The following is a 26,602-nucleotide window of genomic DNA, read 5'->3' as shown; positions in this document are numbered from 1 at the left end:
CCATGTCAAAATTTTCAGAACAGGTTCACATTTCTATTAACGCCTTCGAAAAAAACATTATTTATTATGATTTGAAGCTATCACAAAAGATGTCCGACCACCATTATTTTTCTTTTGTATGGCAATATACCGGAAAAGCGATTATTGAGCCAGAAGACCAGGAAAAAGCAATCAGTAAATACAAAGGAAGTGAGGTAATATTTACCTTCAAAGTCAATGGCATCAAACTGATGTCGAAAGGAATAATAAACGGATTAGAATCTATCGACCTTCATGGCAGTCCGGCAGGGCTACATGTGTGCGGCATAAGTCACACTGTCCTGCTCGATGACATGGAGAAATCAAGGATCTTTTTGGATAAAAACCTGCAGCAAATTGTTTTAGAGATATTCTCTGAGGCCGAGTCTAATGAATTTTATCAGCGAGAAGCCATTGCGCCAATTAATACTAAAGTTTTCAGAAGCATTTGCCAGTATAATGAATCGAGCTTTGATTTTTTGAAAAGACTCGCGGCACGTTATGGCCAATGGTATTATTTTGACGGAATGCGAATGCAGTTTGGACAAACCAAAGCCACTAAAACAACACTAATTAACGGATCTTCTCTTCACAAATTTAGAATTAGAACCTATTTAGTTTCTCACAAAAGCTCTTTTGGTGGCTACGATTACTTATCAGCAGAAAGTATCAGAAATTCATCAGAAAAAACAACTTCGGGAAGCCGGGACAGATTTGCAATTTCTGCGGCATACAATCAAGCAGCTGTAGCTAGAAAAAATTTAACCGTCGGCACTTACACCAACAATGCTCAAAACAAAGAAGAGCTTGACGAAATGGTTAAGATGCAAACTGCTGCAAAAGATGCCAACAGTGTTTTTTACGGCGGAATTTCCTATTATCCCATCGGAGTCGGACAGGTTTTTACGATCCAGAATAAAACTGTAGAACATGAACTGATCGCCATAGAAGTCACCCATCATTCTGAAGTAAACGGAAATTACAGTTGTGAGTTTACAGCTATTCCCGGAGGCAGAGAAAGTCAAGCTCCATCCAAAGAAGGAGCACTAGAAGAAAAATATAGAAAGAGAGAAATACATAATGGATAAAAAGTGGATAAAAATGGTACTATGTTTTATAGTATGCACCCAAATAACCAACTGCCAGATGAAAAAAGAAAAAACACCCGTATGGCATGCAGAAATGTGCCATCCTGCCAATGAGTATAGAATTCAAATAGTAAAAGATGAAGTTTTTACCTTAGAGGGCATTCATGCTGGTCTGCCTTTTGGAAGTTCATCAGGGAGATGGGGAGATTCTGGCGCTATGTGGACAGAACAGCACGGCACCCCTATCGGAGCAGATATTACCTATTATGCAGGTTACGACAACGCTTTTTACAGGCTTAAAATAAACTTCTCTGAAGAGAAAATGAAGGATCTGGTAAGAAGGTGCTATGCATTTGCAGAAGTAAAAGGAAAAGCAATAGAAGAATTTAAATATGAGGGAGATCCAGACATACAATTTTCTCAGTACAACCCAGATGCTGCTTTTGAGTCTTACAATCCTTTTAGAAGGCTGATTTTTGGTTTTGCACCAAAGGGCATGGTGGTCGTCTGGGTAAATTATGGCTTAACGGTAATTGAAATCGGTCGCTATCAGTCCCAGAAAATCACAGATGCCGAAGAGCTGAAACAAGCTAAACAGATTCACTTGAGGACCTGGCGCTTTACTCCAGAATATTTTGATGAACTGGCTAAGAAAAAATACAATCCAAATGCAGATTGCTCCTTATGGGATATGTATCGCATCCGCTACAAATGGAAGCCTGTCATCACTTCTGGAAATGAAAAGTTTAGAATTTTTGAACTTAATACCGAATACTATAATGGAGAAAAGGATCAAATGTTCCATCCATGGCTTTTAGAAAATAAAATGAGAGATAGGGCACTACCTCAAGTCATGCAGTTTTTCTGGGAAACAGGTAAAAATGAAAAATTTGAAGGCAGGATTTTCTTTAGCGAAAAAGAAATTTTCAATTGTTTTAAAACAGTATCGGGCGAGAACGAAATTAAAATCAAAATTGCCCAAGACAATAGAAGCATTGAAATTCTGGTAAACAATCAAAAACTGGAAACTGCCAGTTTTAGAATCTATCTAACAGCGGCGGGAATTATAATGAATCGTACAAATAATATTTCTTTTTTTAAAGATGCATAAGAGTAATTCGTAATGGATAAAAAGTGGATAAAAATGGTACTATGTTTTATAGTATGCACCCAAATAACCAACTGCCAGATGAAAAAAGAAAAAACACCCGTATGGCATGCAGAAATGTGCCATCCTGCCAATGAATATAGTGTAGAAATGGTAAAAGATGAAATTTTTACCTTAGAGGGCATTCACGCCGGTCTGCCTTTTGGCAGTTCATCAGGGAGATGGGGAGCTTCAGGAAAAATGTGGACAGAACAGTACGGCACCCCTATTGGAGCAGATATTACCTATTATGCAGGTTACGACAACGCTTTTTACAGGCTTAAAATAAACTTCTCTGAAGAGAAAATGAAGGATTTGGTAAGAAGGTGCTATGCATTTGCAGAAGTAAAAGGAAAAGCAATAGAAGAATTTAAATATGAGGGAGATCCAGACATACAATTTTCTCAGTACAACCCAGATGCTGCTTTTGAGTCTTACAATCCTTTTAAAAGGCTGATTTTTGGCTTTGCACCAAAAGGCATGGTGGTCGTCTGGGTAAATTATGGTTTAACGGTAATTGAAATCGGACGCTACCAGTCACAGAAAATCACAGATGCCGAAGAACTGAAACAAGCCAAAGAGATTCACTTGAGAACCTGGCGATTTACTCCAGAATATTTTGATGAACTGGCTAAGAAAAATTACAATCCAGATGCCGATTGCTCCTTATGGGATACTTATCGTATCCGTTACCAATGGAAGCCTGTCATCACTTCTGAAAATGAAAAGTTCAGAATTTTTGAGCTTAATACCGAATACTATAATGGAGAAAAGGATCAAATGTTCCGTCCATGGCTTTTAGAAAATAAAATGAGAGATAGGGCACTGCCTCAAGTCATGCAGTTTTTCTGGGAAACAGGTAAAAATGAAAAATTTGAAGGCAGGATTTTCTTTAGCGAAAAAGAAATTTTCAATTGTTTTAAAACAGTATCGGGTGAGAACGAAATTAAAATCAAAATTGCCCAAGACAATAGAAGCATTGAAATTCTGGTAAACAATCAAAAACTGGAAACTGCCAGTTTTAGAATCTATCCTAACAGCGGCAGGAATTATAATGAATCGTACAAATAATATTTCTTTTTTAAAGATGCATAAGAGTAATTCGTAATGGATAAAAATGGCCTATTAAAAATAGAAGATTGAGACAATAAAAAAAACGCTAACAGAATTAGCGCTTTTTTATAACTTGAATTAAATCAACCTTTACTAAGTCATTATATTTCAAAATTCAATCTTTTTTAGGCAACACCAATTTAAAATAATACTTTGCTGAAAAGAAATTTAGTCGATTAAAGTAAATTAAATCAGACAAACTGCATTCTTAACTATGTGTGGCAAAAAAAAAAGCCCCTTAAAAAAGGGGCTTTAGAATTTATGCTTGTCCAGTTGGACCAAAATTAAGCGGAATTGGTGCTTGTTCCGTTTCTTTGATTTCGCCATGAGCGGCCTCAAATCTGTGGATATTTTCACCTATTGCTCGCAATAATCTTTTAGCATGTTGTGGTGTCAAAACAATTCTTGACTTTACCTTGGCTTTAGGAATACCTGGCATAATGCTCACAAAATCTAAAACAAACTCTGATGATGAGTGGTTGATGATCGCAAGATTAGAATAAATTCCTTCTGCGATGCTTTCATCTAACTCAATATTAATTTGCTCTTGCTGTTGTTTCGGATTACTCATAGTTTCCTAATTAATAAATGTATTCTTCTTTATTAGCCATCATTTCGTTGTAATCGTCTTTAGATCCTACGATAGTATTATCGTATTCTCTCATACCAGTTCCCGCAGGAATTCTGTGTCCAACAATTACATTTTCTTTTAATCCTTCTAGATCATCTACTTTACCAGCTACTGCAGCTTCGTTAAGTACTTTCGTTGTCTCCTGGAATGAAGCCGCAGAAATGAATGATTTAGTTTGTAACGAAGCTCTTGTAATACCTTGTAGAACTGGCGTTGCAGTTGCAGTGATTACATCTCTTGCTACAACAAGATTTTTATCTGTACGTTTCAATAATGAATTCTCATCACGTAATTCACGAGGCGTAATAATCTGACCTGGTTTCAATACTGAAGAATCTCCAGCATCTTCAACCACTTTCATACCATATAATTTATCGTTTTGAACGATGAAATCTTTAGTGTGAATTAATTGGTCTTCTAAGAATAAAGTATCACCTGGATCCTGAACTCTTACTTTACGCATCATTTGACGAATAACTACCTCAAAGTGCTTATCATTAATTTTTACCCCTTGTAAACGGTAAACCTCTTGAATTTCATTTACCAAGTACTGTTGAACAGCAGCTGGACCTTGAATTCTTAAGATATCATCTGGTGTAATTGCACCGTCAGACAATGGAACTCCCGCTCTTACGAAGTCATTTTCTTGTACTAAGATCTGGCTAGAAAGTTTAACCAAATACTTTTTAATCTCACCAAATTTAGATTCGATAACGATCTCACGGTTACCTCTTTTGATTTTACCGAAAGATACAACACCATCAATTTCAGATACAACCGCTGGGTTAGAAGGGTTACGAGCCTCAAGAAGCTCAGTAATTCTTGGTAAACCTCCCGTGATATCGCCTGCTTTAGAAGAACGACGTGGGATTTTTACTAATACTTTACCTGCTTTAATTTTCTCACCATTCTCAACCATTAAGTGTGCACCTACTGGTAAGTTGTATGAACGAATCAATTCTCCTTCTTTACCGTAAACCAATAAAGTTGGAATTAATTTTTTGTTTCTAGCTTCAGAAATTACTTTTTCTTGGAAACCAGTCTGCTCATCGATCTCAACCATGAACGATTGTCCTTGCTCTAAATCTTCGTAAGCAATCTTACCAGTAAACTCAGAAACAATTACACCGTTATATGGATCCCATTTACAGATTACAGTTCCTTTAGCAACAGTATCTCCGTCATTAACAAAAATACTAGATCCATAAGGAATGTTATGTGTATTTAAAACAATTCCAGTTTTCTCGTCAACTAATTTCAACTCAGTTGAACGTGAAACTACGATATCAACAGAATTTCCTTCTCCGTCTTCTCCTTTTACTGTTTTTAAATCTTCAATTTCTAATCTACCGTTGAATCTTGTAACAATACTAGACTCTTCAGAGATACCTCCAGCAACCCCTCCAACGTGGAACGTACGAAGTGTCAACTGTGTACCTGGCTCACCAATAGACTGAGCTGCAATAACTCCGACAGCTTCACCTCTTTGTGTCATCTTACCAGTAGCTAAGTTTCTACCGTAACATTTTGCACAAATACCTTTTGTAGCTTCACAAGTTAATGGAGATCTAACCTCTACTTTTTCAATTGGAGAAGCTTCGATAGTTCTCATAATTGCTTCAGTAATTTGCTGACCAGACTGAACCATTACTTCATTAGTAAGCGGATTAATAACGTCTTGTAAAGCAACACGTCCTAAAATTCTCTCTCCTAATGATTCAACGATTTCCTCATTTTTCTTCAATGCAGATACTTCAACACCTCTAAGAGTTCCACAGTCTTCGATGTTAACAATAACATCCTGAGAAACGTCATGAAGCCTTCTTGTCAAGTAACCAGCATCGGCCGTTTTAAGAGCCGTATCCGCAAGACCTTTACGAGCACCGTGAGTAGAAATGAAGTACTCAAGGATCGAAAGACCTTCCTTAAAGTTAGAAAGAATCGGGTTTTCAATAATCTCACCACCACCGGCAGTAGATTTTTTAGGCTTTGCCATCAAACCACGCATACCTGTCAACTGACGAATCTGCTCCTTAGAACCCCTCGCCCCAGAGTCAAGCATCATATATACAGAGTTGAAACCTTGCTGATCTTCTCTAATATTTTTCATTGCTAACTCTGTTAACTGAGCATTCGCAGAAGTCCATACGTCAATAACTTGGTTGTAACGCTCGTTATTGGTAATAAGACCCATGTTATAGTTGGTTGAGATACCTTCAACTTGTTCTCTGGCATCTGCAATCAATTTAGTTTTTTGTTCTGGAATTCTAATATCACCTAAAGAGAATGATAAACCTCCTCTAAATGCAAATTTATAACCCATATCTTTCATATTATCCAAGAAAGCTGCCGTTGTAGGTACATCAGTCACGCTTAAAATGTGTCCGATAATATCTCTAAGGTTTTTCTTAGTCAATACGTCATTGATATATCCAGCTGCTTCAGGTACTACTTCGTTAAATAATACACGTCCAGCAGTTGTTTGGATAATTTTGTACACTAATTCTCCAGCGTCATTAAAATCTTTTGCTCTAATTTTCACACGAGCATTCAATTCTAATCTTCCTTCGTTTAATGCTATATTTACTTCTTCAGCAGAGTAGAAAGTCAAATCCTGACCAATAATTTTGTGATCTTCTGTAGAAATACGCTCTTTGGTCATATAGTATAGACCCAAGACCATGTCCTGAGAAGGTACAGTAATTGGAGCACCATTTGCAGGGTTCAAGATATTGTGAGAAGCCAACATTAATAATTGCGCCTCTAAAATAGCTTCTGGTCCTAATGGTAAGTGAACCGCCATCTGGTCACCATCGAAATCGGCGTTGAATGCCGTACATACTAATGGGTGTAACTGGATCGCTTTTCCTTCAATTAATTTTGGTTGGAATGCCTGAATACCAAGTCTGTGCAAAGTAGGAGCACGGTTAAGTAATACTGGGTGACCTTTAATTACGTTTTCAAGGATATCCCAAACTACTGGCTCTTTTTTGTCAATGATTTTCTTAGCAGATTTTACTGTTTTTACAATACCTCTTTCAATCAATTTACGGATTACGAAAGGTTTGTATAATTCAGAAGCCATATCTTTTGGCAATCCGCACTCATATAATTTTAATTCTGGACCAACGACGATTACCGAACGAGCAGAATAATCCACACGTTTTCCAAGTAAGTTTTGACGGAAACGTCCTTGCTTACCTTTTAAGGAATCAGATAATGATTTTAATGGTCTGTTTGATTCTGTTTTAACAGCAGAAGCTTTACGTGTGTTATCGAATAATGAATCTACAGATTCTTGTAACATACGTTTCTCGTTTCTTAAGATAACTTCTGGAGCTTTAATCTCCATTAATCTTTTCAAACGGTTGTTACGGATGATTACACGACGATATAAATCGTTCAAATCTGAAGTTGCAAAACGACCTCCATCAAGTGGCACAAGCGGACGTAATTCTGGCGGGATAACAGGAACCACTTTCATAATCATCCATTCTGGACGGTTTTCGCGGTTTTCGTTAGACTCACGGAAAGACTCCACAACTTGTAATCTTTTTAAAGCCTCAGTTTTTCTTTGTTTAGATGTTTCGTTGTTAGCGCTGTGTCTTAATTCATAAGATAAAGCATCTAAGTCAATACGAGCTAATAAATCCATAATACACTCTGCTCCCATTTTGGCAACAAATTTATTTGGATCTAAATCATCTAAATATTGGTTTTCCTGTGGAAGAGTATCTAAAATATTTAAGTATTCTTCTTCAGTTAAGAAATCTAATCTTTGTAATGATTCTCCATCTGCATTTTTAGCAATACCAGCTTGAATTACTACATATCTTTCGTAGTAAATGATCATATCTAATTTCTTAGATGGAAGACCAAGGATATAACCAATTTTGTTTGGAAGAGAACGGAAGTACCAGATGTGAGCAATTGGCACAACAAGGTTGATGTGTCCTACTCTATCACGACGTACTTTTTTCTCAGTAACTTCAACACCACAACGGTCACAGATGATACCTTTGTAACGAATTCTTTTATACTTACCACAAGCACATTCGAAATCTTTTACTGGTCCGAAGATTCTTTCGCAGAAAAGTCCATCACGCTCTGGTTTGTGAGTTCTATAGTTAATTGTTTCCGGCTTTAAAACCTCTCCTCTTGATTCTTTAAGGATAGATTCTGGTGAAGCCAATCCAATAGAGATTTTGTTAAATCTTTTTACTGGATTTTTATCTTTATTGTTTCTGTTATTCATCATAGTTTTTACTATTGATTTATTTGCAATTAAAAAATTGATTTTAGATTTATAATCTACTCTTTAAAAAATAAAGAGTTAATCATTCAGCTACTACCTCGGGTTACTTCTCTAAACCTCAAATCTAATTTGAAGCGCTAGTCATATAATGTATATGAAAAATCGGAACGGGTTACGGGTATAAATCTTTAAAAACTTATATAAATGAGTAATCAGTCCCGATTTTTATCGGGACCGATTACAAAACTTTTTATTATTCTTCCAAACGAAGATCTAATCCTAGACCTTTCAATTCGTGCATTAATACATTGAATGATTCTGGCAAGCCTGGTTCTGGCATAGTTTCACCCTTAACGATAGCCTCGTAAGTTTTAGCTCTACCAATAACGTCATCAGACTTAACAGTTAAGATTTCACGTAGTGTACTAGAAGCTCCATAAGCCTCAAGTGCCCAAACCTCCATCTCTCCAAAACGCTGACCTCCAAATTGAGCTTTACCTCCAAGTGGCTGTTGAGTAATCAACGAGTATGGTCCGATAGAACGTGCGTGCATCTTATCATCAACCATGTGTCCTAATTTAAGCATGTAAATTACACCCACAGTCGCTTTTTGTGCAAAACGCTCTCCAGTTCCACCATCAAATAGATAAGTATGTCCGAAACGTGGTACGTTAGCCTCATCAGTCAAAGCATTGATCTCGTCTAGAGAAGCACCGTCGAAAATTGGAGTAGCAAATTTTCTACCCAAGTTCATACCAGCCCATCCAAGAACAGTCTCATAAATCTGACCAATGTTCATACGTGAAGGTACCCCAAGTGGGTTCAACACGATATCAACTGGCGTTCCGTCTTCCAAGAAAGGCATATCTTCATGACGAACGATTCTTGCAACAATACCTTTGTTACCGTGACGTCCTGCCATTTTATCCCCTACTTTCAACTTACGTTTCTTAGCAATATAAATCTTAGCTAATTTTAAGATACCAGATGGTAACTCATCTCCAACAGTAATCGTAAATTTCTCTCTTCTTAAAGCTCCTTGTAAGTCGTTCAGCTTAATTTTATAGTTATGAATTAAATCATTAACCATTTTGTTAGTAGCATCATCAGCAACCCATTGACCTTTACTTAAATGAGCGAAATCTTCTACTGCGTAAAGCATTTTTTGAGTATATTTTTTACCTTTTGGCAAAACTTCTTCACCCAAATCATTCATTACACCTTGAGATGTTTTTCCGTTAACGATCAAGAATAATTTCTCTACTAATCTGTCTTTTAATTCAACAAATTTAGTTTCGAACTCCATTTCAAGAGCTCCTAAAGCATCTTTATCTTGAGTACGTTTACGTTTATCTTTTACGGCTCTTGCAAATAATTTTTTGTCAAGAACTACACCATGTAAAGATGGAGAAGCTTTTAATGAAGCATCTTTTACATCACCAGCTTTATCTCCGAAGATTGCACGAAGCAATTTCTCCTCTGGAGTTGGATCTGATTCTCCTTTTGGTGTAATTTTTCCGATCAAAATGTCGCCAGGTTTAACCTCTGCTCCAATTCTGATCATACCGTTTTCATCTAAATCTTTAGTAGCTTCTTCAGAAACGTTAGGAATATCGTTTGTTAACTCTTCGTTTCCTAACTTAGTATCTCTAACCTCTAATGAATAATCATCAACGTGGATAGAAGTAAAAATATCATCGCGAACTACTTTTTCAGAAATTACAATCGCATCCTCGAAGTTGTACCCTTTCCATGGCATGAACGCAACTTTAAGGTTTCTACCTAAAGCTAATTCACCATTTTGAGTAGCATATCCTTCTGATAATACTTGTCCAGGAACAACTCTGTCACCTCTTCTTACGATTGGTTTCAAGTTGATACTTGTTCCTTGGTTTGTTTTTCTAAATTTAATTAAGTTGTATGTTTTCTCATCAGCATCAAAACTAACCATTCTTTCATCTTCAGTACGGTCGTATTTAATAGTAATGATATTAGCATCAACGTATTCTACAGTACCATGACCCTCAGCATTAATCAATACTCTTGAGTCAGAAGCAACTTGACGCTCTAAACCTGTACCAACAATCGGAGCTTCAGGACGGATCAAAGGAACTGCCTGACGCATCATGTTCGATCCCATTAACGCACGGTTCGCATCATCATGCTCCAAGAAAGGAATCAAAGATGCAGAAATCGAAGCGATCTGGTTCGGTGCAACGTCAGTATAATGAACTACATTTGGCTCAACAACTGGGAAGTCACCCTCCTCACGAGCAATAACATTGCTAGCTGTAATTTTACCAGTTTCGTCCATTTCAATGTTTGCCTGAGCAATCATTTTTCCTTCTTCTTCTTCAGCACTTAAGTAGATTGGAGTACTTTCTAAATCAACTACACCGTTAGTAACTTTACGGTAAGGAGTTTCAATGAAGCCCATTCCATTTACTTTCGCGTAAACACCCAGAGAAGAAATCAAACCAATGTTTGGTCCCTCAGGAGTTTCAATTGGACATAAACGTCCGTAGTGCGTGTAGTGAACGTCACGAACCTCGAAACCAGCTCTTTCTCTCGAAAGTCCACCTGGTCCAAGTGCAGATAATCTTCTTTTGTGTGTAATCTCAGCTAATGGATTCGTTTGATCCATAAATTGAGATAACTGATTAGTACCAAAGAAAGAGTTGATAACCGAAGATAATGTTTTAGCATTGATCAAATCGATTGGTGTAAACACCTCGTTATCTCTAACGTTCATTCTTTCACGAATAGTTCTAGCCATACGTGCTAAACCAACACCGAATTGTTGAGACAATTGTTCACCAACTGTTCTAACACGACGGTTTGATAAGTGATCGATATCATCAATCTCTGCTTTAGAGTTGATCAACTCGATCAAATATTTAACGATTGTAATGATATCCTCTTTAGTAAGCACTTGCTTATCCATAGGGATATCTAAATCTAATTTTTTGTTCATTCTGTAACGACCTACTTCACCTAAGTTGTAACGTTGGTCAGAGAAGAACAATTTATCTATAATACCACGAGCAGTTTCCTCATCAGGCGGTTCAGCGTTACGCAACTGACGGTAAATGTGCTCTACAGCTTCTTTTTCAGAGTTAGTTGGATCTTTTTGTAACGTGTTGTGGATAATAGCATAATCTGCTTGGTTATTATCCTCTTTGTGTAACAAAATAGATTTAACGTTAGAATCGATGATCTCTTCAACATTATCTTTGTCGATAATTGTATCACGATCAAGGATGATTTCGTTACGCTCGATAGAAACTACCTCTCCAGTATCTTCATCTACGAAATCCTCGTGCCAAGTGTTCAAAACACGCGCAGCAAGTCTTCTTCCAATATATTTTTTAATTCCTGTTTTAGAAACTTTAATTTCTTCTGCTAAGTCGAAAATTTCTAAGATATCTTTATCTCTTTCGAATCCGATAGCACGGAATAAAGTTGTTACAGGTAATTTTTTCTTTCTATCGATATAAGCGTACATTACGCTGTTAATATCTGTAGAGAATTCTATCCAAGAACCTTTAAAAGGAATTACTCTTGCAGAATAAAGTTTAGTTCCATTTGCGTGGAATGACTGTCCAAAGAAAACTCCTGGAGAACGGTGTAATTGAGATACTACTACACGCTCAGCACCATTGATTACAAAAGTACCGCTTGGAGTCATGTAAGGAATTGTTCCAAGATAAACATCTTGTACAATCGTTTCAAAATCTTCGTGTTCTGGATCTGTACAGTATAGTTTCAACCTAGCTTTTAATGGCACACTATAAGTAAGACCTCTCTCTATACATTCTTGAATTGTATAACGTGGTGGATCAACAAAATAATCTAGGAATTCCAATACAAAGTTGTTTCTTGTATCTGTGATTGGAAAGTTTTCCATGAAGGTGTTGTATAACCCTTCGTTGCCTCTTTCGTCAGATTTCGTTTCTAATTGGAAGAAATCTTTAAAAGATTTAACCTGTACATCCAAGAAGTCTGGATAATCAGGGATATTTTTTGTAGAGGCAAAATTCAATCTTTCAGTCTGATTTGTTATCATCAATGGACAAAATTTTGATTAAAAAAAAGTAATTTTTTTTGTGTAAATACACACTGTTTAATCTATACTTTCTTATTATAATCAATACATCTTTAAAAATTAAAACTTAAATGAAGTTCAACTTTCTTTCTTCGTATTGATCTAAAACTTTTTCGTATTTTAAACTATGGGATAATAAAACTTGATATATATTTTATTATACGAAAAATGGTTTAGGCCTTTGAGTGTTAACCCAAGACCTAAACCTAGTTCTTAAACTGAGTTTAATTATTTAAGCTCAACAGTAGCTCCAGCCTCTTCTAAAGATTTTTTAAGACCTTCAGCCTCTTCTTTAGAAACACCTTCTTTAACGTTACTTGGAGCACCGTCAACTACATCTTTAGCTTCTTTAAGACCTAAACCAGTTAATTCTTTAACTAATTTTACAACAGCTAATTTAGAAGCTCCTGCATCTTTCAATACAACTGTAAATTCAGTTTGTGCTTCTTCAGCAGCACCGTCTCCACCTCCAGCAGCAACTACTACAGCAGCAGCAGCAGGCTCGATTCCATACTCATCTTTTAATATTGTTGCTAATTCGTTAACTTCTTTAACTGTTAAGTTAACTAATTGTTCTGCGAATTGTTTCAAATCTGCCATTTTTTCTATCGTTTAAAATGATTTGTGTAAAAAATATAATTTAATTATTGTGCGCTAATTAAGCAGCAAGGAAGCAAGCTCCCTTACGTTGATTACTCTGCTCCTTCTTCTTCGCTTCCTGCGAATTTGTTTTGTAAAGCAGAAATAATTCTTTGAGCTGGAGATTGTAATAATCCAATGATTTCTCCAATAAGCTCTTCTTTAGATTTAATTGTAGCTAATGCATCTAATTGATTATCTCCAATATATACTTCAGAATTGATATAAGCTCCTTTTAAAACTGGTTTATCAGATTTCTTACGGAAATCTTTAATGATTTTTCCAGGTGCGTTAGCAACATCAGAAATGAAGATAGCACTGTTACCAGATAAAACTGTAGGTAAATCACCATAATCATTATCAGAAGCTTCCATTGCTTTTGCAAGCAAAGTGTTCTTTACAACCTCTAATTTGATACCTGCTTTAAAACAAGCTCTACGTAAGTTTGAAGTTGTCTCTGCGTTTAAACCAGAAATATCAGAAATGTAAATGATATTTGTACCAGCTAACTGCGCAGTTAAATTTTCAATCGCGATTGATTTTTCTTCTCTAGTCATACTAAAAATTTTTAACTACCAATTATACTGCTTTTGGGTCTAATGCGATAGCAGGACTCATTGTGCTTGTAAGGTGAATACCTTTAATGTATGTACCTTTAGCAGCAGTTGGTTTAAGTTTTATTAATGTTTGAATAATTTCGTGTGCGTTCTCAACGATTTGCTCAGCTCCGAAAGAAACTTTACCAATACCAGCGTGAACGATACCAGTTTTATCAACTTTAAAGTCAATTTTACCAGCTTTAACTTCTTGAACAGCTTTAGCAACATCCATAGTTACTGTACCTGTTTTAGGGTTTGGCATTAAACCTCTAGGTCCTAAAATACGACCTAATGGACCTAATTTACCCATAACAGCAGGCATAGTAATGATCACATCAACATCTGTCCAACCGTCTTTAATTTTTTGTAAGTAATCGTCAAGACCAACGTGATCTGCTCCTGCTTCTCTAGCTTCCGCTTCTTTGTCTGGAGTAACCAATGCTAATACTTTAACGTCTTTTCCTGTTCCGTGAGGTAATGTAACTACACCTCTAACCATTTGATTCGCTTTTCTTGGATCAACACCCAAACGAACTGCGATATCAACAGACTCATCAAATTTTGCAGAAGCAACAACTTTAATTAATGCCGCAGCATCTTTTAAAGAGTATAATTTGTTCTTTTCAATTTTTGAAGCAGCCTCTTTTTGCTTTTTTGTTAATTTTGCCATTTCTTTTTCTTAATTAAAAAGGAGCATCTCCTGATACAGTTATACCCATAGATCTAGCTGTTCCAGCAACCATACTCATAGCTTTCTCGATTGTGAAAGCGTTTAAGTCAGGCATTTTGTCTTCAGCAATAGTTCTAATTTGTTCCCAAGTAACGCTAGCTACTTTTTTACGATTAGGCTCACCAGAACCAGATTTTAGCTTTGCAGCTTCCATTAACTGAACTGCTGCTGGAGGAGTCTTAACAACAAAATCAAATGATTTGTCTTTGTACACAGTGATTTGCACTGGACAAATTTTGCCAGGTTTATCTTGAGTTCTAGCATTAAATTGCTTACAAAACTCCATGATGTTAACCCCAGCAGCTCCTAAAGCAGGTCCAACCGGTGGCGACGGGTTCGCAGCACCTCCCTTAACTTGTAGTTTAACTACCTTACTAATTTCTTTAGCCATTTTTAAAAAATTTAACACTGTAATCAATGGAAGCGATTACAATGGTTTATTATAGTGTAACAAAAAATTATACTTTTTCTACTTGCATAAAACTTAGTTCTAATGGAGTTTTTCTTCCGAAAATCTTAACCATTACCTCAAGCTTACGCTTTTCTTCATTGATTTTCTCAACAGATCCGTTAAATCCGTTAAATGGTCCATCAATAACCTTAACCGTTTCTCCAACGCTAAATGGAATAGAACGAGTATCTGTATTAACAGCCAACTCATCTACTTTACCTAACATACGGTTTACTTCAGAAAGTCTCAAAGGAACAGGTTCTCCGCCTTTTGTCTCTCCTAAAAATCCAATAACACTAGTAATTGACTTAATAATATGAGGAATCTCACCAACCAAGTTAGCTTCGATCATAACATATCCAGGAAAATACACTTTATCCTTAGATGATTTTTTCCCATCTTTTACAGTAACTACTTTTTCAGTAGGAACCAAAACCTGAGAAACATAATCCTCCATACCTAATCTCGCAATCTCAGTCTCGATATAAGCTTTCACTTTATTCTCTTGACCACTAACCGCTCTAACTACGTACCATTTTTTCACATTATTATCTGCCATCACAAAAAAATTATCCTTTTAACCAGTTAAAAAATCCAGCCAAAGCTTTTGCAAAAAATTCGTCTACTCCCCATGTTGCCAAAGCGAATAAAATCGAAAATACAGCCACAACAATTGTCAATTTTTGAACTTCAGCCCAAGATGGCCAAGTAACATTTGACTTTAACTCTTCGAAAGCCTCTGATAAATAATTAGTAACTTTTGTCATTTGATATATTTTTTATTGCACGGGCGGAGGGATTCGAACCCCCATCAACGGTTTTGGAGACCGCTATTCTACCCTTGAACTACGCCCGTAATTAAAGCCAGTTGTTTCAATTAAGAATCAACTGGCTTTTTATTTATTTTAATAGAATTACTCTACGATTTCAGTTACCTGACCAGCACCAACTGTTCTACCACCCTCACGGATAGCGAAACGTAAACCTACGTTCATAGCGATTGGGCTTAATAAAGCAACCTCGATAGTTAAGTTATCACCTGGCATTACCATCTCTACACCTGCTGGTAAAGAAATAACTCCTGTTACGTCAGTTGTACGTACGTAGAACTGTGGACGGTAGTTATTATGGAATGGAGTGTGACGTCCACCTTCTTCTTTTTTCAAGATATAAACCTCAGCTTTGAATTTAGCGTGTGGTTTTACTGAACCTGGCTTAATAATAACCATACCTCTTTTGATATCAGCTTTATCAATACCTCTTAACAATAAACCTACGTTATCTCCAGCTTCTCCTCTATCAAGGATTTTACGGAACATCTCAACTCCTGTAATAGTAGAAGTTAATTTTTCAGCTCCCATACCAATGATTTCAACAGGATCTCCAGTGTTAGCAACTCCAGTTTCGATACGACCTGTAGCAACAGTTCCACGACCTGTAATTGTAAATACGTCCTCAACTGGCATCAAGAATGGTTTAGCTACGTCACGTACTGGCTCTTCGATCCAAGCATCAACAGCTTCCATTAATTCGATAATTTTAGGTACCCAGTTTGGATCATTGTTTAATCCTCCTAAAGCAGAACCTTGAACTACAGGACCATTATCTCCATCATATTCGTAGAAAGATAATAAATCTCTAATTTCCATTTCAACAAGCTCTAATAACTCAGCATCATCAACCATATCCACTTTGTTCATGAAAACAACGATTCTTGGAATACCAACCTGACGTCCTAAAAGGATGTGCTCACGAGTTTGTGGCATTGGACCATCTGTAGCAGCAACTACTAAGATAGCACCGTCCATTTGAGCAGCACCAGTAACCATGTTCTTTACGTAATCCGCGTGACCTGGACAGTCAACGTGAGCGTAGTGACGGTTAGCAGTTTCGTACTCTACGTGTGATGTATTAATAGTAATACCTCTTTCTTTCTCCTCTGGAGCGTTATCGATTTGATCAAACGATTTTGCTTGACAGTAACCAGCATCTGACAATACTTTTGTAATTGCAGCAGTTAATGTAGTTTTTCCGTGATCTACGTGTCCAATTGTACCTATGTTTAAGTGCGGTTTGGAACGATTAAAATTCTCCTTTGCCATTTTACTTAATTTTTAATCTTAGTTATATATTAATTTTCAATTTCCTACTTACTTGAGCCAATGTCGGGATTTGAACCCGAGACCTCTTCCTTACCAAGGAAGCACTCTACCCCTGAGCTACACCGGCAGAGAGTTCTGATTTTAGATTTTCAGAATTTAGATTCCAGATTTTTCTTCCAAAATCTACAATACCAAATCTCGACTTCTTGTTTTGTGGGGAGAGCAGGATTCGAACCTGCGAAGTTCACACAGCAGATTTACAGTCTGCCCTCGTTGGCCGCTTGAGTATCTCCCCTAATAATTTATGATTCCATTATTTTAAAGAACCAATTTCAAATCGTATTTGAAATTTTCTGAGCCGATAGAGGGACTCGAACCCACGACCTGCTGATTACAAATCAGCTGCTCTAGCCAGCTGAGCTACATCGGCGAATACATTAAAAAAGTCCGCTATTTCTAACGGACTGCAAATGTAGCTATTTTATCTTTTAATCAAAACATTTTTTAAAAAAAATTTCAATTAAATGTGCGCTCTAATTTTTTCCTTCCTTTTTACAAGTAAACGTTCTAACGATTCTGCCGAAAGCTCAACCGCCTCTTCAAATGTTTTACACTGTTTTTTTACCAGAAAATCATCACCAGGAACATTAATCTTTATCTCCACCATCTTATTCTCCTTATCACTTGTTCTTTCCACTTTCAAAAAAACATCTGATGAAACCACTCGATCGTAGTATTTCTCTAGCTTACCCATTCTTTCCTGGATAAAATCGACCAATTTTCTGTCGACAGTAAAATTAACTGCATGAACATCTACCTTCATAATAAAAATTTTAGGGTTAACATTTAGAACTGCTATTTATTTCTTGGATGCGCACCTCTATACACTTTTTTAAGTTCCGCCAAACTATTATGAGTATAAACCTGAGTAGACGCTAAACTAGAATGCCCCAGCAATTCTTTAACTGAATTCAAATCTGCCCCATTGTTTAATAGGTGAGTTGCAAAAGTATGCCGAAGCACATGCGGACTTTTTTTCACCTTTTCTGAGACCCTACTAAAGTATGAATTTATTAAACGATAAACAAAAGATTCACTCAATTTTAACCCTTTTTTCGAAACAAAAAAATAGTCATAATCTGCTACACTTTCCAAACCATCTCTTTCTTTAATATATAAGTCAATTTGATCTGCAATAATTGGCAAGATTGGAATAATGCGTTCTTTATTTCTTTTTCCTAGAACTTTAATTGTATTATTTGAGCGATCTACATTTTTAATCATCAAGTGAATCAGCTCCGCCCGACGCATTCCTGTAACATAAAACATCTCCACAATAAGCTTACCCCGAATTTCTTCAAAACCAACAGGCACATCTATTACAGTAAGCAAATCTTGCAATTCTTTTTCCGAGAAAGGAATCTGAATTACTTTTGGCGTTTTTAAAGACTTATGCTTCAGCATCGGATTAATTTCAATCTGTTTTGTCTTTAAAAGAAATTTATAAAAAGCTTTTAAAGAAGCCATTTTTCTATTAATAGACACATTTGAAATATTCTGATCAACCAAAAAAACAATCCAACTTCTCACCTGACTATAATTTACCAAATCAGCATTTTCCTGATCAAAAGATTCTTTTAAAAATGACTCAAACGACATTATATCATTTAAGTAAGCCCCAACCGTATGTGAAGAATACTTCTTTTCTAATAAAAGATAATCTGAAAAAGCTTCTTTGTTCGTTTTCATTGAATCTAAAAATTAAGCATAAAAAAACCGTTAGCATCAAAATTAAAACATTTTGACCACTAACGGTAATTATTTTCGAAAAGCTAATACTAACTTTCTAAACTATCTTTCAAGCCTTGAATGTAAGCCGCTTTTTGGATTTGAGCTCTTTTGATAACAGAAGGCTTAATAAAAGCAGTACGTGCTCTTAATTGACGAACAGTTCCTGTTTTATCAAATTTTCTTTTATAGCGCTTTAATGCTCTATCGATATTTTCTCCGTCTTTAATTGGTATAATTAACATAATATAGACACCTCCTCTCGTTAAGGCTGCAAATGTATGTATTAATTATGAATTATGACTTATAAATTTTGAATTATTTTCACTAAACTCGATTTAACCGAGTATGCGTGAGGGATTGCAACGGAAATCCTTTTTGTTTTTTCTTTAAAAACAAAAAGATTATAGTGGAAAGCCCGACCCTAAAAACAAAAGCTTCTACGCGTTTGCTAAATGCTTTTGTTTTTAGGGGCACGCCCAAAATGATATTTTATTTCAACAAATTTCTAGAAATAACAAGTTTCTGAATTTCGGTTGTTCCTTCTCCTATTGTGCACAATTTAGAGTCTCTGTAGAATTTTTCTACCGGAAAGTCTTTAGTATACCCATATCCTCCATGAATCTGAACGGCTTCATTAGCAATTTTGACACATGCTTCAGAGGCATACATTTTTGCCATAGCGCCTGATGTCGTAACTGGTTTATGTTTTTGTTTCAAGAAAGCGGCTTTATGAAGCAATAATTCCGAAGCCTCAATTTCTGTTGCCATGTCTGCCAACTTAAAAGAGATTCCTTGGAAATTACTAATTGGCTGTCCGAACTGATGTCTTTCTTTTGAATATTTCAATGCAGCTTCATACGCGCCTTTTGCAATTCCTAAAGACAGAGCACCAATAGAGATTCTTCCGCCATCAAGAATTTTCATGGCTTGAACAAAACCTTCGCCAACTTCACCTAATCTATTTTCATCGGGAACACGGCAATTATCAAAAACCAATTCGGCTGTTTCGCTTGCTCTCATTCCTAATTTATTTTCTTTTTTACCTGATGAAAAGCCTTTCATGCCTTTTTCAAAAACAAAAGCGGTCATTCCTTTAGAATCGCCTTTCTCACCAGTTCTTACTACAACAACTGCAACATCTCCAGAAATTGCGTGCGTAATAAAGTTTTTTGCACCATTTACAATCCAGTGATCTCCGTCTTTAACTGCCGTAGTATTCATTCCACCAGCATCAGAACCTGTATTATGTTCTGTCAAACCCCAAGCTCCAATATGTTCTGCTGTAGCTAGTTTTGGAAGCCATTTTTTCTTTTGCTCTTCGTTTCCAAAAGTTAAGATATGATTGGTACATAAAGAATTATGAGCTGCAACAGATAATCCGATAGAAGGATCTACTTTTGAAATTTCTTCTATTACTGTAACATATTCATGATAACCCAAACCAGAACCTCCATATTCTTCTGGAACTAAAACGCCCATGAAGCCCATCTCGCCAAGTTGCTTAAACAACGGAATCGGAAAAATTTGCGTTTCATCCCATTCCATTATATAAGGTCTAATATTTTTTTCTGCAAAGTCTTTTATCGACTGTGCGATCATTAGTTGTGTTTCGTTGTAATCAAAGTTCATGAGTTAGTTTCTTTTTAGAACTCCAAATATAAACTAATTATTTTTGCTTTTTCAACAGGAAAATCTTTAATTTTTGCTAAATCCTCAATATTATTAAAATTTCCGTTCATACTTCTATATTTTACTATTTCTCTTGCAAGTCCATATTTAAAATAGGAGAATTGAGCTAATTCTTTTAGTGACGCCTCATTTACATTTATTTTCTTCATATTTGAAGGGATTTGAGCTTTAAAATGGCTATTCAATTCATTTATGACTTCTGGCGAAAGTCCCCAGATGTCTTTCATTTGTTCCATTGACACAAATGCCCCTAAGATTTCTTTCTGCTTTAGTATTCTAGAAGATAGTCCTTCTCCTATTCCGTAAATTTTCATCAAATCTTCTTGAGTTGCCTGATTAATATCTAAGATTGGGAGCTTTTCTTTTTTCGGAAAGCTTTTTACAGCAAATTCTTTTTTCTCTACAGGGGAATTACTTTTATACTGTTTCCAATCTGGAAACTTAAACAAAGGAGAAATTTTGTTTAATAATGAATCTGAAATTCCAGTCACTTTTTGAAACTCTTCTGCTGAGTTTACATATTTGTTCTCTTTGCGAAATGCTATTAAACGGTCAATTTCTTCTACCGACATTCCGAGTTTGTAGCCTTTATAATCTGAAATAAAATTTGGATTGAAAAGATAAACCACCGGCTTTGCGCTTGTAAGGCTTAATTTCTCCTGATCGATTTCTGATTGCAGCGCTAGCCACTGCTCTTTTTCTACGTTACTGGTTTCTGAAATATTAAAATCAGCGAATAAATAAAACAGCTGTAAACCGATTATTAGAACAAAAAGCATAAAAATGCCTACTCGCTGCTGTTTTGTAAAATGGAAATACTTATTGAGAAACTTAAAATTCATGATAGAAAATACTTTAAAAAAACAATTTAAGAAAAATCTTTCAAATTTATTAAGAAAATTAGTAAGAAAAGTAGTTTTTAAAAAATTATCGAATCTGTTACAAAACCCCAATTAATTTAATGAATATCAATACTTAGAGAATCTTTCTTACGAGTACTGTAAAAAAAAGAAACATTTTATAACTTAAAAGATGATAATTGTTTTTATTTTTTACAAAAAACAATACATTTGGCACTTAATAACAATAAACCAATATTATATAGTATGTCAATAATGAGAGTTAAACCAATATCTGCCTTTGAGGCCGATATGAAAAAAAGTGATTTAAAAAGGGTTTTAGGAAAATGGAGCCTTACTGCAATTGGAGTTGGTGCCATTATTGGCGGAGGAATTTTTGTATTAACGGGTACTGGAGCCTATTACCATGCAGGTCCAGCATTAGCAATTTCGTTTATCATCGCAGGTATTGCTTGTGTTTTTGCGGCTCTTTGCTATTCTGAATTTGCATCAATTTTACCTGTAGAGGGATCTGCTTATGCGTATGCTTATGGTACAATTGGAGAAATTTTTGCCTGGATTATTGGATGGGGACTTATTCTCGAGTACGCAATGGGATCTATGACTGTAGCGGTTTCCTGGTCTGGGTACTTTAATAAATTGCTAAAATTATTTCACATAAAACTTCCCGATTGGCTTACAACAGATCCTGCAAGTTATACTGGAGAAGGTTTCTCTATGAATCTTCCTGCTTTCTTGATCGTTATTTTAGTTATTTCATTACTTATTAAAGGAACAAAAAGCGCTGCCAAAGCCAATAATGCTATTGTAATCCTTAAAGTTTCGGCAGTAATCTTTGTAATTGTTGCTGGTCTTTTCTTCATCAATACTGCAAACTGGAGCCCATTTATTCCTGAAGCAACTCAAATTATTGAAAAAGAAACTACTCATAATGCTTACGGAATTGGAGGAATCATTTCTGGAGCTGCTGCAATTTTCTTTGCTTATGTTGGTTTTGATGCTGTTTCTACTCAAGCTGGAGAGGCTATCAATCCTAAAAAAGATGTTCCTTTTGCGATCATCGCTTCTTTATTAATCTGTACTACTTTATATATTCTAGTTTCTTTAGTATTAACTGGAATGATGAATTACCAAGATTTTAACCCGCTAGGAAAATATCCTGAAGCTATCAAAGCTCCTGTTGCTTATGCTTTTGATATTGCTGGACAAGGTTGGGCTGGTTCTATTATTACTGTCGCAGCTACTATTGGTTTAGTTTCTGTATTAATGGTAATGATTATGGGACAATCTAGAATTTTCTTAGGAATGTCTAAAGATGGTTTAATTCCGCAAGTTTTCTCTAAAGTAAACCCAATTTCTGGAACACCAAAAACGAACTTAATGATTCTTGGTGGTATTATTGCAACGGTTGCTGCTTTTACACCAATTAACAAATTGGCAGATATGACAAGTTTTGGTACTTTATTTGCCTTTACTATGGTTTGTATCGCAGTTTGGATTTTAAGAGTAAAACAACCAGGATTAAACAGAACATTTAAAGTTCCTGCTCTTCCGGTTATTGCTGTTTTGGGAATCGCGATCAATTCTTACTTAATTTTCAATTTAAGTTTAGATGCTCAATTATTATCATTTGGATGGCTTATAATTGGTATTTTAGTTTACTTTGGATATAGCAAGAAAAGATCTAAACTTAATAATACAACAAGCGAAGAATAATAAATACATTCATAAAAAATAAAAAAAAGCTCCAAACGTAAAATTTGGAGCTTTTTTTTTATAAATCGAATACTGAAGTTCTTTTGGAACGGATTAAATCTTTTAGTCTAATCCAGAAAGCCAGAGTCAGGTAAACTCCAAATCCTAAACCGGCTGTGACAAAGGAAATGTAGATAAAAAACAATCGCACGCTTGTTACGCGCATTCCGAGTTTATCTGCTAATCTTGAAGAAACATGAAAACCATATTTTTCGAAGAAGAATTTAAGTTTTAAAATTGCTGACATCTATATTTTAGATTTATGACTTTAGATTTTAGATTTACAAAAATAAGAATTATCTAATTATCAAATTTTCTAATTGGCTAATTATTTTTAAGCAATTCTATTCCTATTGCACATTTTAAGCAAGCTTTACGCTCACAATATTCATTTTTGAGTTCTAATAGGGTTTGGCTTTCAAATGCGGTTTTAGACTTAATTCCGAACGAATTGAACTTATCGATAATGGCATTTTTCTCTGAAGTGACTTCATTCATAAAATCAATTAAATCTTCGGCAATTGATTCTCCCATGATGCTTGAATAAGCAAATTGAAGCGGAATAATGGTATTGATAATTACTAAATCTATAAACGACGTAGAGAGCATTTTTAATTTCTTTGGACTTTCTTTATCAAACATATAATGATTTTGCCAATAGGAACTTGCAGAGACATTTAGCAAACGATATACATCAGTAGTAGATTTTAAATCAATAATTTTTGAAAACAGATTTTGATGTTTATGATATAAAGCCGCTAATTGCGAAAGCCTAATTGTTGGGAAATTATCTGGACGAAGTTTAAAAAATTGAAGCGGATCTGTGTGCGTTTTTTCTATTTGATATTTATGCAACAAATAAAAATAGCGAAACTTGAGATCTTTATAATAAACATCTTCTTTTTCAGCTTCTAATAAATTTGAAGTTCCAAAAAGAAGCGCTTCTAAATTTTCGACTTCAAAACTCTCTTTTCTAATCACTGAAAACGGAATAGCTTTAGAAATTTGCAGAAAAGAATTTCCGTTGGTATTTAGTCCAAAATTTTTAGCCAAAAGGCAAAATAAAACCGCTTCCCAATCTTGATTGGTTTCTTCCAATAATTGATATATAAACTTTGATTTTCGTTCTAAACGCTCAAAAAACAATCTTTCTTGCCAGTTTTTGAAAACAAAACCATCAATTTGCTTTAATTCTCTTTCGCAAGAAATCCATGTTTTTGGAGCAATCAATGCGGTATAATTTTCTATTATTTCTTTTGAAACATAATCTTTAAGAACCAAAACGGGAATTTCTGTATTGTTTTCTCTAAAAATGGCAGTATCATTCTCCCAAACCACATGAAGAATAACATTTTTATAGGCTGGATCTTTCTCATGGTTATGAAGGTACCAATCTGAAGATTTTAAATGAATCTCGACATTGCCAGCCCATTTTTGATTTCCAATTTCTATGTGAGCATTAAAGAAATCAGGTCCAGAAAGTTCTAAATAATCACCTGTTTTAATAATGGTAATTGGTTCGCCTTGAGTCGATTTCAAATTCAAGGTGTCGAATTTCTTGAATTTCCAGAGATAATGAAGGAAGTCTTCTTTCATTTAGATTTTATAGTATGATTACAAAATCTAAAAATAATTAAATTTTAATACTATTCTTACAAATTATGGTTTTTTTTTAACGAAGGATATAAAGCTTTGCACAAGCCCTTGCATCAGATAAGGCTTCGTGATGATTGAGCTGAATTTCCATCTCACGGCAGCAATCGCTCAATTTGGTTGGCTTGATCCCTTTAGCTTTATATATTTTGACTGTGCATTCCCATTTCAAAGCGATATTTAAATCTTCATAATTTAAACCATGCAACAGCATCGTTTTCATCAAAACATTACGATCAAAGCTTTCATTATGCGCTACGACAACTCTGTTTTTAAGTCGTTTTTCAATTTCGGGATAGATTTGAAAGAAAGATTTTGCATTGACTGTATCTTTTGGATAAATGCCGTGAACGCGAATTGTAAACGGATTATATTCATTGTTCGGCGGTTTGATTAGTGAGACATATTCATCAACGATAACTCCGTTTTCAACTGTAACAATACCTACAGAACAAGGATGATATCCTGTCGCAGTTTCAAAATCAATAGCAGTAAAATTCATTTTCTATTTTTAAAAGACAAATCCATAAACCCAATTGAATTACAATAAGGGTTTATGGATTATTTTGTTTGAAATGGCTTATTTTATTGAGCCAATAATGTCATATTTGGTAATAATGTGATGATGTCCGTTTCCTAAATCAACCAAAACAGCATCGTTTTCTTTGCTGAAAAGTTTTGAAACTTCTTCAATTGGCGTTCCTAATTTTACAATCGGGAAAGGTTTACCCATTACGTCCTTAATTGGTTTTTCTGCAACATTTTTATCGGCAACGTAGCTTCTAAACAAATCTGTTTCGTCTACAGAACCAACAAATCCGTTGATGTCTACAACTGGAATCTGCGAAATTTTATATTTACGCATACGCTCAATGGCATGAGAAACCAGCTCTTCAGTACGAACGACGATCAATTCTTTATCGATATGATCTTTGATAACGTCTTCGGCTTTTGTTACGTTTTCTTCTAAGAATCCGCGCTCACGCATCCAGTCGTCATTGAACATTTTTCCGACATAACGGCTTCCAGAATCGTGAAATAATACCACAACAACATCTTCTGGTTTAAAATGTTCTTTCAGCTGTAATAAACCTTTTATACAAGCTCCAGCTGAATTCCCTACAAAAATTCCTTCTTCAAGAGCAATCTTTCTGGTATAAACGGCTGCATCTTTATCGGTAACTTTTGTAAAACCGTCAATTAAAGAAAAATCAACGTTTTTAGGTAAGATATCTTCTCCGATACCTTCTGTTATATAAGAGTAGATTTCGTTTTCGTCAAAGATTCCTGTTTCGTGGTATTTTTTAAAAACAGAACCGTAAGTATCAATTCCCCAGATTTTAATATTTGGATTTTTTTCTTTCAAATATTTTCCAACTCCAGAGATCGTTCCTCCTGTTCCCACTCCTACCACAAAATGTGTAATTTTTCCGTCTGTCTGTTTCCAGATTTCCGGTCCAGTTTGTTCATAATGTGCCAAAGAATTTGACATGTTATCATATTGATTCACATACCAAGAATTTGGAGTTTCTTCTGCTAAACGCTTAGAAACTGAATAATAAGAACGTGGATCTGTTGGCTCAACATCTGTAGGACAAACGACAACCTTTGCACCAACAGCACGAAGAATATCCATTTTTTCTTTAGACTGTTTGTCTGAGATTACACAAATTAATTTGTATCCTTTTACGATTGCCACAAGTGCAAGTCCCATTCCTGTATTTCCTGAAGTTCCTTCAATAATAGTTCCTCCCGGTTTTAGTCGGCCATCTGCTTCTGCATCTTCAATCATTTTTACAGCCATTCTGTCTTTTACAGAATTACCAGGATTAAAGGTTTCGACTTTTGCCAATACTAACGCATCAATTTCAGCAACAATTTTGTTGAGTTTTACAAGCGGCGTGTTGCCTATTGTTTCTAAAATATTATTTGAAAAGTCCATTTTGTATTATTTAATATTTGATTTTATAATAAAT

The 26,602-nt window shown here is 35.3% G+C and carries 23 protein-coding genes and 4 tRNA genes; 4 read left to right on the top strand and 23 right to left on the bottom strand.

Annotated features, from left to right (window positions below):
- The first annotated feature begins 2 nt into the window (after positions 1-2).
- The 3 genes from ACWA1F_RS12545 to ACWA1F_RS12535 all read left to right on the top strand — a co-directional run bounded on the left by ACWA1F_RS12545 (position 3) and on the right by ACWA1F_RS12535 (position 3,324).
- Positions 3-1,106, top strand: coding sequence for a contractile injection system protein, VgrG/Pvc8 family (locus ACWA1F_RS12545; protein WP_456894010.1), 1,104 nt, complete (start codon positions 3-5; stop codon positions 1,104-1,106).
- Positions 1,107-1,164: 58 nt separating this feature from the next.
- Positions 1,165-2,217 (top strand): DUF2931 family protein, encoded by a 1,053-nt coding sequence (locus tag ACWA1F_RS12540; protein WP_456894009.1) that lies wholly within the window; start codon positions 1,165-1,167, stop codon positions 2,215-2,217.
- Positions 2,218-2,295: 78 nt separating this feature from the next.
- A complete protein-coding gene (locus ACWA1F_RS12535; RefSeq protein ID WP_456894008.1) occupies positions 2,296-3,324 on the top strand; it encodes a DUF2931 family protein in 1,029 nt (342 codons plus the stop codon).
- A gap of 301 nt (positions 3,325-3,625) precedes the next feature.
- Here the strand turns inward: ACWA1F_RS12535 and ACWA1F_RS12530 are convergent, their stop codons facing one another.
- The 19 genes from ACWA1F_RS12530 to ACWA1F_RS12440 all read right to left on the bottom strand — a co-directional run bounded on the left by ACWA1F_RS12530 (position 3,626) and on the right by ACWA1F_RS12440 (position 21,200).
- Entirely contained in the window at positions 3,626-3,937 is a 312-nt protein-coding gene (locus ACWA1F_RS12530) for a DUF3467 domain-containing protein (protein ID WP_201998146.1), read from the bottom strand.
- A 10-nt stretch (positions 3,938-3,947) separates the two neighbouring features.
- Positions 3,948-8,255, bottom strand: a complete 4,308-nt coding sequence (gene rpoC, locus ACWA1F_RS12525; RefSeq protein WP_306158615.1) for a DNA-directed RNA polymerase subunit beta' — start codon at positions 8,253-8,255, stop codon at positions 3,948-3,950.
- A 250-nt stretch (positions 8,256-8,505) separates the two neighbouring features.
- Complete coding sequence (rpoB, locus tag ACWA1F_RS12520; RefSeq protein ID WP_306158613.1) at positions 8,506-12,318, bottom strand: DNA-directed RNA polymerase subunit beta; 3,813 nt, start codon at positions 12,316-12,318, stop codon at positions 8,506-8,508.
- Positions 12,319-12,585: 267 nt separating this feature from the next.
- The gene (gene rplL, locus ACWA1F_RS12515; protein WP_008466917.1) at positions 12,586-12,957 is read right to left on the bottom strand and encodes a 50S ribosomal protein L7/L12; all 372 of its coding nucleotides are present in this window, start codon (positions 12,955-12,957) and stop codon (positions 12,586-12,588) included.
- A gap of 92 nt (positions 12,958-13,049) precedes the next feature.
- Positions 13,050-13,553, bottom strand: coding sequence for a 50S ribosomal protein L10 (gene rplJ / locus ACWA1F_RS12510; RefSeq protein WP_091492767.1), 504 nt, complete (start codon positions 13,551-13,553; stop codon positions 13,050-13,052).
- Between the two features lie 22 nt (positions 13,554-13,575).
- Complete coding sequence (gene rplA, locus ACWA1F_RS12505; protein ID WP_008466920.1) at positions 13,576-14,265, bottom strand: 50S ribosomal protein L1; 690 nt, start codon at positions 14,263-14,265, stop codon at positions 13,576-13,578.
- Between the two features lie 13 nt (positions 14,266-14,278).
- Positions 14,279-14,716, bottom strand: coding sequence for a 50S ribosomal protein L11 (rplK, locus tag ACWA1F_RS12500; RefSeq protein WP_008466923.1), 438 nt, complete (start codon positions 14,714-14,716; stop codon positions 14,279-14,281).
- A 67-nt stretch (positions 14,717-14,783) separates the two neighbouring features.
- Entirely contained in the window at positions 14,784-15,335 is a 552-nt protein-coding gene (nusG, locus tag ACWA1F_RS12495; protein WP_008466925.1) for a transcription termination/antitermination protein NusG, read from the bottom strand.
- Between the two features lie 10 nt (positions 15,336-15,345).
- Positions 15,346-15,543 (bottom strand): preprotein translocase subunit SecE, encoded by a 198-nt coding sequence (gene secE / locus ACWA1F_RS12490; protein ID WP_125722465.1) that lies wholly within the window; start codon positions 15,541-15,543, stop codon positions 15,346-15,348.
- A gap of 18 nt (positions 15,544-15,561) precedes the next feature.
- A tRNA-Trp gene (locus ACWA1F_RS12485) sits at positions 15,562-15,632 on the bottom strand.
- A 58-nt stretch (positions 15,633-15,690) separates the two neighbouring features.
- Complete coding sequence (gene tuf, locus ACWA1F_RS12480) at positions 15,691-16,878, bottom strand: elongation factor Tu (protein ID WP_026730432.1); 1,188 nt, start codon at positions 16,876-16,878, stop codon at positions 15,691-15,693.
- A gap of 55 nt (positions 16,879-16,933) precedes the next feature.
- Positions 16,934-17,005, bottom strand: a tRNA-Thr gene (locus ACWA1F_RS12475).
- 87 nt (positions 17,006-17,092) lie between these two features.
- Positions 17,093-17,173 (bottom strand) — tRNA-Tyr (locus ACWA1F_RS12470).
- Positions 17,174-17,234: 61 nt separating this feature from the next.
- A tRNA-Thr gene (locus tag ACWA1F_RS12465) sits at positions 17,235-17,308 on the bottom strand.
- A gap of 90 nt (positions 17,309-17,398) precedes the next feature.
- On the bottom strand, positions 17,399-17,701 hold the full coding sequence (gene hpf / locus ACWA1F_RS12460; RefSeq protein ID WP_125722466.1) for a ribosome hibernation-promoting factor, HPF/YfiA family: 303 nt from the start codon (positions 17,699-17,701) through the stop codon (positions 17,399-17,401).
- 32 nt (positions 17,702-17,733) lie between these two features.
- Positions 17,734-18,627 carry a tyrosine-type recombinase/integrase gene (locus tag ACWA1F_RS12455; protein ID WP_456894007.1) on the bottom strand — a complete coding sequence of 298 codons (894 nt, stop codon included), beginning with the start codon at positions 18,625-18,627 and terminating at the stop codon, positions 17,734-17,736.
- Positions 18,628-18,716: 89 nt separating this feature from the next.
- On the bottom strand, positions 18,717-18,911 hold the full coding sequence (rpsU, locus tag ACWA1F_RS12450) for a 30S ribosomal protein S21 (RefSeq protein WP_026730435.1): 195 nt from the start codon (positions 18,909-18,911) through the stop codon (positions 18,717-18,719).
- Positions 18,912-19,158: 247 nt separating this feature from the next.
- A complete protein-coding gene (locus ACWA1F_RS12445; protein WP_456894006.1) occupies positions 19,159-20,298 on the bottom strand; it encodes an acyl-CoA dehydrogenase family protein in 1,140 nt (379 codons plus the stop codon).
- Positions 20,299-20,312: 14 nt separating this feature from the next.
- Positions 20,313-21,200 (bottom strand): helix-hairpin-helix domain-containing protein, encoded by an 888-nt coding sequence (locus tag ACWA1F_RS12440; protein ID WP_456894005.1) that lies wholly within the window; start codon positions 21,198-21,200, stop codon positions 20,313-20,315.
- Positions 21,201-21,464: 264 nt separating this feature from the next.
- On the opposite strand from ACWA1F_RS12440, the gene ACWA1F_RS12435 reads away from it, so the two are divergent.
- On the top strand, positions 21,465-22,934 hold the full coding sequence (locus tag ACWA1F_RS12435) for an APC family permease (RefSeq protein ID WP_306158595.1): 1,470 nt from the start codon (positions 21,465-21,467) through the stop codon (positions 22,932-22,934).
- Between the two features lie 58 nt (positions 22,935-22,992).
- Here ACWA1F_RS12435 and ACWA1F_RS12430 read toward each other — a convergent pair whose 3' ends face one another.
- The 4 genes from ACWA1F_RS12430 to ACWA1F_RS12415 all read right to left on the bottom strand — a co-directional run bounded on the left by ACWA1F_RS12430 (position 22,993) and on the right by ACWA1F_RS12415 (position 26,568).
- Positions 22,993-23,220 carry a PspC family transcriptional regulator gene (locus ACWA1F_RS12430; RefSeq protein WP_008466940.1) on the bottom strand — a complete coding sequence of 76 codons (228 nt, stop codon included), beginning with the start codon at positions 23,218-23,220 and terminating at the stop codon, positions 22,993-22,995.
- Between the two features lie 77 nt (positions 23,221-23,297).
- Positions 23,298-24,569 (bottom strand): DUF2851 family protein, encoded by a 1,272-nt coding sequence (locus tag ACWA1F_RS12425; RefSeq protein WP_456894004.1) that lies wholly within the window; start codon positions 24,567-24,569, stop codon positions 23,298-23,300.
- 76 nt (positions 24,570-24,645) lie between these two features.
- Positions 24,646-25,128 (bottom strand): 3'-5' exonuclease, encoded by a 483-nt coding sequence (locus ACWA1F_RS12420; protein ID WP_456894003.1) that lies wholly within the window; start codon positions 25,126-25,128, stop codon positions 24,646-24,648.
- Positions 25,129-25,206: 78 nt separating this feature from the next.
- Positions 25,207-26,568, bottom strand: coding sequence for a pyridoxal-phosphate dependent enzyme (locus ACWA1F_RS12415; RefSeq protein WP_306158580.1), 1,362 nt, complete (start codon positions 26,566-26,568; stop codon positions 25,207-25,209).
- Positions 26,569-26,602: the final 34 nt, after the last annotated feature.

The sequence above is a fragment of the Flavobacterium erigeronis genome, from assembly GCF_054075165.1.
The sequence above is the reverse complement of the archived record's forward strand: the minus strand, read 5'-3'. Positions and strand labels throughout refer to the sequence as shown.

Coding starts and splice junctions, on each gene's coding strand:
- rplL (WP_008466917.1), bottom strand. CDS start 12,957: ATGGCAGATTTGAAACAATTCGCAGAACAATTAGTTAACTTAACAGTT.
- tuf (WP_026730432.1), bottom strand. CDS start 16,878: ATGGCAAAGGAGAATTTTAATCGTTCCAAACCGCACTTAAACATAGGT.
- nusG (WP_008466925.1), bottom strand. CDS start 15,335: ATGGCAGATAATAATGTGAAAAAATGGTACGTAGTTAGAGCGGTTAGT.
- ACWA1F_RS12415 (WP_306158580.1), bottom strand. CDS start 26,568: ATGGACTTTTCAAATAATATTTTAGAAACAATAGGCAACACGCCGCTT.
- ACWA1F_RS12420 (WP_456894003.1), bottom strand. CDS start 25,128: ATGAATTTTACTGCTATTGATTTTGAAACTGCGACAGGATATCATCCT.
- ACWA1F_RS12440 (WP_456894005.1), bottom strand. CDS start 21,200: ATGAATTTTAAGTTTCTCAATAAGTATTTCCATTTTACAAAACAGCAG.
- ACWA1F_RS12425 (WP_456894004.1), bottom strand. CDS start 24,569: ATGAAAGAAGACTTCCTTCATTATCTCTGGAAATTCAAGAAATTCGAC.
- rplA (WP_008466920.1), bottom strand. CDS start 14,265: ATGGCAAAATTAACAAAAAAGCAAAAAGAGGCTGCTTCAAAAATTGAA.
- ACWA1F_RS12430 (WP_008466940.1), bottom strand. CDS start 23,220: ATGTCAGCAATTTTAAAACTTAAATTCTTCTTCGAAAAATATGGTTTT.
- hpf (WP_125722466.1), bottom strand. CDS start 17,701: ATGAAGGTAGATGTTCATGCAGTTAATTTTACTGTCGACAGAAAATTG.
- ACWA1F_RS12535 (WP_456894008.1), top strand. CDS start 2,296: ATGAAAAAAGAAAAAACACCCGTATGGCATGCAGAAATGTGCCATCCT.
- rplK (WP_008466923.1), bottom strand. CDS start 14,716: ATGGCTAAAGAAATTAGTAAGGTAGTTAAACTACAAGTTAAGGGAGGT.
- ACWA1F_RS12455 (WP_456894007.1), bottom strand. CDS start 18,627: ATGAAAACGAACAAAGAAGCTTTTTCAGATTATCTTTTATTAGAAAAG.
- rpoC (WP_306158615.1), bottom strand. CDS start 8,255: ATGATGAATAACAGAAACAATAAAGATAAAAATCCAGTAAAAAGATTT.
- ACWA1F_RS12445 (WP_456894006.1), bottom strand. CDS start 20,298: ATGAACTTTGATTACAACGAAACACAACTAATGATCGCACAGTCGATA.
- ACWA1F_RS12530 (WP_201998146.1), bottom strand. CDS start 3,937: ATGAGTAATCCGAAACAACAGCAAGAGCAAATTAATATTGAGTTAGAT.
- rpoB (WP_306158613.1), bottom strand. CDS start 12,318: ATGATAACAAATCAGACTGAAAGATTGAATTTTGCCTCTACAAAAAAT.
- rpsU (WP_026730435.1), bottom strand. CDS start 18,911: ATGTTAATTATACCAATTAAAGACGGAGAAAATATCGATAGAGCATTA.
- ACWA1F_RS12540 (WP_456894009.1), top strand. CDS start 1,165: ATGAAAAAAGAAAAAACACCCGTATGGCATGCAGAAATGTGCCATCCT.
- ACWA1F_RS12435 (WP_306158595.1), top strand. CDS start 21,465: ATGTCAATAATGAGAGTTAAACCAATATCTGCCTTTGAGGCCGATATG.
- ACWA1F_RS12545 (WP_456894010.1), top strand. CDS start 3: ATGTCAAAATTTTCAGAACAGGTTCACATTTCTATTAACGCCTTCGAA.
- rplJ (WP_091492767.1), bottom strand. CDS start 13,553: ATGACTAGAGAAGAAAAATCAATCGCGATTGAAAATTTAACTGCGCAG.
- secE (WP_125722465.1), bottom strand. CDS start 15,543: ATGACAAAAGTTACTAATTATTTATCAGAGGCTTTCGAAGAGTTAAAG.